At 36.2% G+C, this 3,920-nt stretch carries 2 protein-coding genes; both read left to right on the forward strand.

Annotation, left to right across the window (positions count from 1 at the left end):
- Positions 1-961 precede the first annotated feature (961 nt).
- Entirely contained in the window at positions 962-2,161 is a 1,200-nt protein-coding gene (locus AB1L08_RS21820; RefSeq protein ID WP_413066692.1) for a CdaR family transcriptional regulator, read from the forward strand.
- Positions 2,162-2,681: 520 nt separating this feature from the next.
- Positions 2,682-3,818 (forward strand): N-methyl-L-tryptophan oxidase, encoded by a 1,137-nt coding sequence (gene solA / locus AB1L08_RS21825; protein WP_413066693.1) that lies wholly within the window; start codon positions 2,682-2,684, stop codon positions 3,816-3,818.
- The last annotated feature ends 102 nt before the right edge of the window (positions 3,819-3,920 follow it).

Raw genomic sequence — 3,920 nt, forward strand, 5'->3', positions numbered from 1 at the left:
TCACCTTTTTTGGGTATTATACCTGATTTCACCAGCTTTTGGATGCATTTTAGCTAAATTTTGTCACGGATTAAGGATAATGGTAACGATGAGAAGAACTGGTACATCACCAATTATGTACATAAGAGCAGACCAACCCTCAATCTTTACCAGATAATAGTTATAGAAATTCTGGAACCATATCGAAATAGCACAACACTAATGCTCATAATGGAAAAGAGCGACCCAATTCCTTTTTATATCACATGAGATTAACAACCGAGAGGATCCAAGCAAATAGTCCAAGTACGAGGCTGCCAAGATTAAGGAAACCAATCATATCTTATCCCCTCGTATTTTTTGTTACTTCATTCTTGTCTCAACAGTCCTGCTCTATACATAAAGAAGAAACGCAATTCTTACTGACGAAAAGCGCTCGAATATAAGTTTTAATTTTTCATCTCACTAGCGTGCGGTCTTTACAATCTTTGCATTCTTATAGATACGGAAAGTAAATAAAGAACAACTGTATACACAAGCATACTAAATATAGGGTAGAAACTTTTAGTTTTCTATTTGTTGGGGGATAGCCACTGGGAGCATTAAAAGGATATTTTGTGTCAGCATATCCAAAGCAAATGCAAAATAACGTAAAGCCTAATAAATTACCAGCAAATATGGATTTCTTATTTCACCGGCTCCTTCGTCTCCTTGTTTCCTTTATCTCATGGCAGTGTATTCCAGTTTGTACGTCGCAAAACGGGTTCTTGAGCTTTTCTTTTGCCCTTGAAAGTTTATGGCTGGCTCGATGTATAAAATGTGCAAAATGCTCTATTATATAAAAAATAAATATTTTATTGCAAAGAGGGAATTCATTTCGATCAAACTTTTTTAAAAACTTCCCTTTTCCTTTATTTAGGTGATCTTGTGAATTTTTTTAATTAAGTTTTATTCTAACACTGCATAAAAGGAGATGCATAACATGCTTGAAAAAGCCGCCCCTAAAATAGCATCATCAACCAGCAAGATCATTGGATATGATGTGATTATCACAAATGAAAAAGGTATGATTATTGGGGCTAGTGATCAAAGAAGACTTTATACTTTTCATGAAGCTTCCATATATGTCATAAAAAACAAACGGCCATTAGATATAAAGCCTGGTTATATTGATCATTTCGAGGGCACAAAACCAGGATTCACTCTTCCAATAGAGCTGCAAGGCAATATAATAGGGACTATTGCAATTACAGGAGAAAGAAAAAATGTTGAAAAGTATGGCCTTCTAGTAAAAAAACATGCAGAAATTATGATAAAAGAGGAAATTATTTTAGAATCAAGTCTGATATTGCAACAAGCACAGCAGCAATTTATCAAAGAGGTACTTGTGTTTGATCCTCATGAAAGCAGCGAAAGTTTTATGAAGGCACGTTGTGTTGAACTAGGATATGATTTAAAGCCGCCATTTATTTGCTTAGCTGTAGATATTAATAATTTTGATGATTTAATAGACTCATTTTGTTACTTGTCCAACAATGATGAGTCTTCTGAACTCGCCCACCAACGCTTGATATTGGATGTTTTAAAAGAAATTCAATCCATATTTGATTTAAAGGAAAATATATCAGCATACATAGGAGGAGACAATTTTATTATCTTGCATAAACCAGAGATATACAATGGTACTTCCGAAAGCCGTTTATATTCGGCATGCTCCCAATTATTAAAGCGCCTGGATTCAAAATGTATAAAAGCCATAATTGGAATAGGCTCAGTTGCAAATACAATCTCAGATATCAAAAAATCTAATCGGGAAGCCCGGAAAATGATCGAAATCGGTAAGAAACAAAAAAATAAAGAAAGAGTATTGCACGTAAATGACTATCTTTTAGAATCTATATTGCAAGATTTAAATAAAGATACCATTGCAAAGATTCAAAAAGAAATACAACCGATTCTTCAGGCGGATGATTGGCCGGACATTGCTCAAACAATAAAAGTATGGTGTGACTCGGGTTTCAACAAAGTAAAGACAGCTAACTCGCTTCACGTTCATAGGAACACCCTGCAATATCGATTAGAAAAAATTAAAGAAATGACAAAAGCAGATACAAAAGATTATCGGAAAATGATGTATTTTTACCTCGGGATTTTATTAGTTGAATTGAAGATGGTAGAGTGAACCTTCAATCAGTAGGGGTTTAGGCCCACAGGATGTAGTTCATGCAGGCGTTGCCACACGATATAACGTCTTAGCCTGCGATCCTTTATCCCCTGCTGATAAGCAGAAAAAAGGCTAAGAACACAACGTCCTGTCGGCAAGCTCAGGTAGCGACGTCTCTGAAAAAGCTTAAGCTTTTCTTCGTGCATTAACTATGCTGTCGAAGCTTTCCTTATCCTGTCGCTTCACTTGCACTCGGACATCCTGTACGTCGCAACGGCTAATGATCGATATCTTGTCGACCCGAACCAATCGCCATCTCCCAACTACCTCTCCGATTTACTATAGGTTTGAGGCGGAAGTCTTATTCCCAATTAAAGGGAAAAAATAAGAAAAGACCTTAATCAAATATAGATGTGCAAAATGCACAAATGAAAAGGAAAATTAAAGATAAATGATATTCTTTTGTCACATTGTGAAAGAAGATCTAGTAGCCTACAATTGAAGTATTCTGAATTATTTTATTCAAAGGAGATTAAACATGAATGCAGAAATTGGGGTCATTGGATTAGGAGCAATGGGCAGCATGGCATTATGGCAATTAGCAAAAGAGGGAGTATCTGTCATCGGGTTTGAACAATTTGGAATAGGACATGATCGTTCAGCTTCGGGAGGAGAGACCCGGGTTTTTCGCACCGCTTATAAAGAAGGTTCGAACTATATTCCATTTTTAAAAGATGCATATAAATTATGGCGTGAACTGGAAGACGAAACAGGAAATGACTTATTACAGCTTACAAAAGGTTTAATAATCGGTGATCCTGAATTAGGGTCAATAAAAAATGTTATGAAAAGTATTAATGAATATAATTTAGCACATGAAATTCTAGGTAAAGAAGAAGCAGAACATAGATTTCCGCAACATTGGTTATTTCCCAATGAACAAATGATCGTTGATGAAATGGCAGGTTACTTGCGTCCACAATATTCGATCATATCTGCTGTTTTACGAGCTCGCGATTTAGGGGCAGCCGTTTACAGTCATACATGTGTAGACAGCTTAAAATATGAAGAGGATGGAGTATCCATTTACGCTAACGGAGAGGTTTTCCATGTAGGCAAGGTTATTATAACTGCTGGACCATGGGCTGCTAAATTCAATAAAGAATTTGCCAGTTCCGTTCAGGTACGCCGTTTAGTCAACTCATGGTTCCTTCCAAAAGATAAAAAGCAATTTAATGAGCAAAAGTTTCCCGTGTTTACGAGAGAAAGTGATGGAATAAGTTATTATGGTTTCCCCTCCGTGGATGGGTGTATGGTAAAAATTGGGGTGTTTTCAACAGAAAAGGATCAGATATCTGGTCCAGAATCGCTTGATCGAAGTGTAAGCATAGATGAAGTGAAGGTTTTTTCTGAATTTGTTAAGAAATATTTACCAGATTTACACTGTGATCCATCAAGAGTTAATGCGTATATGGAAATTTATACAAAAGATGGTCATCCGATTATCGGTAAAATTCCCGGTAATGATAACATAATTATTTTAACGGGTTTTTCCGGACATGGGTTTAAAATGGCGCCTGTTATGGGAAAAATCGGGGCGCAGCTTGCTATAAAAGGAAACACTGAATACCCAATTGAACTTTTTACACCATCTCGTTTCGTAAAAACGAGATAATCTAAACGGTATGGTATATATAGAATAGTGTAAAAAGTTCTATGAAAGATTAGCGATTTCTGCTTTTTCGAAGAGAAGAGGGAATATGTCGCCCGCAATCGC

The organism is Siminovitchia jepli, assembly GCF_047228825.1.
Taxonomy (GTDB): domain Bacteria; phylum Bacillota; class Bacilli; order Bacillales; family Bacillaceae_C; genus Siminovitchia.